At 54.0% G+C, this 4,202-nt stretch carries 1 protein-coding gene; it reads left to right on the top strand.

The window, feature by feature from the left end; all coding sequences use genetic code 11:
- Positions 1 to 4,202: non-ribosomal peptide synthetase (locus G9G54_RS24720; RefSeq protein WP_165179929.1), on the top strand; the 4,202-nt coding region annotated here is incomplete at both ends.

Here is a 4,202-nt window from a genome sequence, read left to right as displayed (position 1 = left end):
CGGATGTACCGCACAGGCGATTTGGCGAGATGGATGCCGGACGGCAACATTGAATATCTGGGCCGGATCGACCATCAAGTCAAAATCCGGGGTTACCGGATTGAACTGGGCGAGGTCGAATCGCAGCTGCTCCAAGTGGAATCGGTACGCGAAGCGGTCGTCACGGCGCGTGCGGATGAAACGGGACAAAAACAAATGGTGGCGTACTATGTTGCGGGGCAAGAGATAGGAGCCAGTGAGCTGAGAAGTGAGCTGGGCCGGGAGCTGCCAAGCTACATGGTGCCGTCGTACTTTGTACAGCTGGAACAAATGCCGCTGAGTCCAAATGGCAAAATTGACCGCAAAGCCCTGCCAGCACCAGAAGGCAGCCTGCAAAGCGGAGCTGATTATGTCGCACCGCGGACGTGGGTGGAAGTGAAGCTGGCGCACATTTGGCAGGATGTGCTGGGCCTCACGCAGGTCGGTGTGAAGGAAAACTTCTTCGAGATTGGCGGACACTCGCTGCGGGCGACGACACTGGCCTCGAAGATTCACAAGGAGCTGAACAAGCCGCTTCCACTGCGCAGTATTTTTGAAGCACCAACGATTGAGCAACTGGCAACGGTGTTAGAAAGTCTGGATCAAGTAACATATGCGTCCATTCCGGTAACGGAAGATCGTAGCTTCTACCCGTTATCTTCGGCGCAAAAACGACTGTATGTGCTGCATCAGTTTGATCCAAGTGATGTGAACTACAACATGCCGTCGGTGCTGCAAGTGAGCGGTCCGCTGGACGTAAAACGAGTAGAAGACGTGTTCCGTCAACTAATCGATCGCCATGCGACCTTGCGTACCCGCTTTGAGCTGATCGACAGCGAGCCAATGCAATGGATTGAAGACAGCGTGCCATTCGAGGTGGAATATACGAAGGTACAAGAAGAGGATGCGACTGCGGATACAGATCAGGACAAAACTACAGATACAGATTTGGATACAGCTACGTACACGACGGTCAGCCAGGAAGCACAAGAACGGGTACGACAGTTTGTCCGTCCATTCGATCTGCAAGCTGCACCGCTGCTGCGGGTAGGCTTGATAGATTTGGGTGTACAAGGAACCGAGCCGGAATCTCAGCATTTACTCATGCTCGACATGCACCATATCGTTTCGGATGGTGTGTCGATGGAGGTACTGACCGATGAATTTGTCCGCTTGTATGGCGGTGAAGAGCTATCGCCATTGCGGATACAGTACAAAGACTATGCGGTATGGCAGCAAAGCGAAGCCCATCAGGAATGGATGCAGCGTCAGGAAGCATACTGGCTGGGCACCTTCCAGGGCGGGGTGCCTGTGCTGGATCTGTCAACCGACTTTGCCCGTCCGGCGGTACAGAGTACGGCAGGGGATACGATCGAATTTGGACTGGAGCGTGAAGTGAGCGAACGCCTGAAAGAACTGGCTTCGCAAACAGGTTCAACTTTGTATATGGTGCTGCTGGCGGCGTACACTACGCTCTTGCATAAATACACAGGCCAAGAAGATATCGTAGTCGGCACGCCGATTGCTGGAAGACCGCATGCGGAACTGGAGAGTCTGGTAGGTGTCTTCATCAACACGCTGGCAATCCGCAATTATCCGTCTAGCGACCAATCGTTCCTCGATTATCTGCAAGAGGTGAAGGAGCATGCGCTCAGTGCTTACGAGCATCAGGACTATCCTTTTGAAGAGCTGGTTGAAAAGCTGAATTTAACACGGGATACGAGCCGAAATGCGCTGTTTGACACGATGTTTGAGTTGAAAACATTGGAGCAGCAGGAGGTGCAGCTGGAAGGTCTGACCTTACATTCGTATCCGCTGGAAAATCATACGGCCAAATTTGATCTGAGCTTGGATGCAATAGAGCAGCCAGAAGGCATTCTGTGCCGTCTGGAATACAGCACGGCGCTGTACAAGCCTGAGACGATTGCGCGATTGGCACAGCATTTTACCGAACTCGTACGTGCAATTACACTGCATCCACAACAGCCACTGGCAGCTTTGGATATGGTACCTGCCGAGGAAAAAGCACAAATCATCTATGGTTTTGGAAATGTGGGGGTATCGGATGTTGCTGTAGTCGAGGCAGGAGCCTTATTCCATACCTTTGTGGAAGAACAGGCGCAGCTTGTACCGGATCATGTGGCGGTGGTGTACGAGGAGGAGCAGCTTACGTACCGGAAACTGAACGAGCGCGCGAACCAATTGGCGCGGAGATTGCGGAACGAAGGCGTTGGACGCGAGTCGATGGTTGGCATTTTGAGCGAGCGCTCGGTGGATATGCTGGTCGGCGTATTGGCAGTGTGGAAGGCAGGAGGCGCCTATGTGCCGCTGGATGCAGACTATCCGTCCGAACGTATTCGTTTCATGCTGGAGGACAGCGGTGCGACGGTGCTGCTGACGCAAATCGGCTTGCAGGAGCGCGCGCAGGCATGGCTGGAGGAAAGCCGACAGGCCTTGGCCGGAGGGCAGTCTGAGGTCGAGTTGGGAACAGTAGCTGGCGCTGAAACGATGGAATCAGGTACTCTCCATGGAACCCTGAATGGAACAGCAGATTCGCCACCTGACAGCGAAGCAGCATCGGAATCTGAAGCGAACTTGCGTCTGCATACCGTGCTGGCGTTGGACGATGAGTCGCTGTACATCGGAGACACCACCGATATCGAGCCTATTAACAAACCGCAGGATTTGGCGTATGTCATTTACACCTCCGGGACAACCGGACGTCCGAAGGGCGTCATGATCGAGCATCACAGCTTGGTGAATACGGCTGCGGCGTATCGCCGAGATTACCGTCTGAGCGAGTTCCCGGTACGACTGCTGCAGCTGGCGAGCTTCTCCTTCGACGTCTTCGTCGGGGATATCGCGCGGACGCTCTATAACGGCGGCACGATGGTCATTTGTCCGAAAGACGATCGGATTGATTTTAGCCGATTGTATGGCTGGATTCGCGATTATCAGATTACCGTGTTCGAATCGACCCCGGCCCTGATCGTACCGTTTATGCAGCATGTGCATGAACAGGGACTGGACATGAGCAGTCTGGAGCTGCTGATCACCAGCTCGGATAGCTGCAGCGTGACAGATTACCGGGTGCTGCAAGAACGGTTTGGCGCGGATATCCGCATTATGAACAGTTACGGTGTCACGGAAGCGGCGATTGACTCCAGCTTCTATGACGAAGAGCTGTCGAAGCTGCCAAGCAGCGGCAATGTGCCGATTGGTCAGGCGTGGCTGAACGCCCGCTTCTACATCGTGGACAGCCAGCTGAATCCGGTGCCGATCGGCGTACTGGGTGAACTGTGCATTGGCGGAGCCGGGGTGGCACGAGGCTACCTGAACCGTGCAGACCTGACCGCCGAGAAATTCGTAGCGAATCCGTATATACCGGGTGAACGATTGTACCGCACAGGCGATTTGGCGCGGTGGATGCCAGATGGCAATGTGGACTTTATTGGCCGGATGGATGATCAGGTCAAAATCCGGGGCTTCCGGATTGAACTCGGCGAGGTGGAAGCACAGCTGCTGACCGTGGACGGCATTCGGAAAGCTATCGTCACCGCCTGGGAAAACGAAGACGGAGACAAAGATTTGTGTGCGTATGTCGTAGCCTCTGCAGCGCTGAATTTGCCCGAGCTGCGCAGCACGCTGCAGCCCAAGCTGCCGGGTTATATGATCCCGACATATGTCGTACAACTGGATCATTTCCCGCTGACACCAAACGGGAAAATTGACCGCAAAGCGTTGCCTGCGCCGGAAGCGCGCCTCGAAGGAGGCACAGCGTACGTGGCACCGCGGACACTACTGGAAGAGCAACTGGTACGTATTTGGCAAAGCGTTTTGAATCATCGGCAGATAGGCATCCAGGATAACTTCTTTGAAGTGGGAGGACATTCTCTGCGCGCGACAACACTGATGGCGAAAATTCATCAGGAGCTGAATTACAAGCTGGCGCTGCGAGATATTTTCCAATATCCGACGATTGAGCAACTGGTACAGGTGATGGGAGAAGTTCAGACACAGCAAACGTATGTATCCATCCCTGTTGCGGAGGAACGCGTATATTATCCCGTGTCCTCGGCGCAAAAACGGATGTACGTTCTGAGTCACTTGGAAGGCGGAGAGGTTAGCTACAATATGCCAGGCGCTTTGATCATTGAAGGTTCCTTGGATAAAACGCGACTGGA

Origin of the sequence: Paenibacillus sp. EKM212P (assembly GCF_011066115.1) — a bacterium.
GTDB classification, from domain to species: domain Bacteria; phylum Bacillota; class Bacilli; order Paenibacillales; family Paenibacillaceae; genus Paenibacillus; species Paenibacillus polymyxa_B.
Note: the sequence above shows the minus strand (reverse complement) of the source record. Positions and strands in the feature narration are given on the sequence as shown.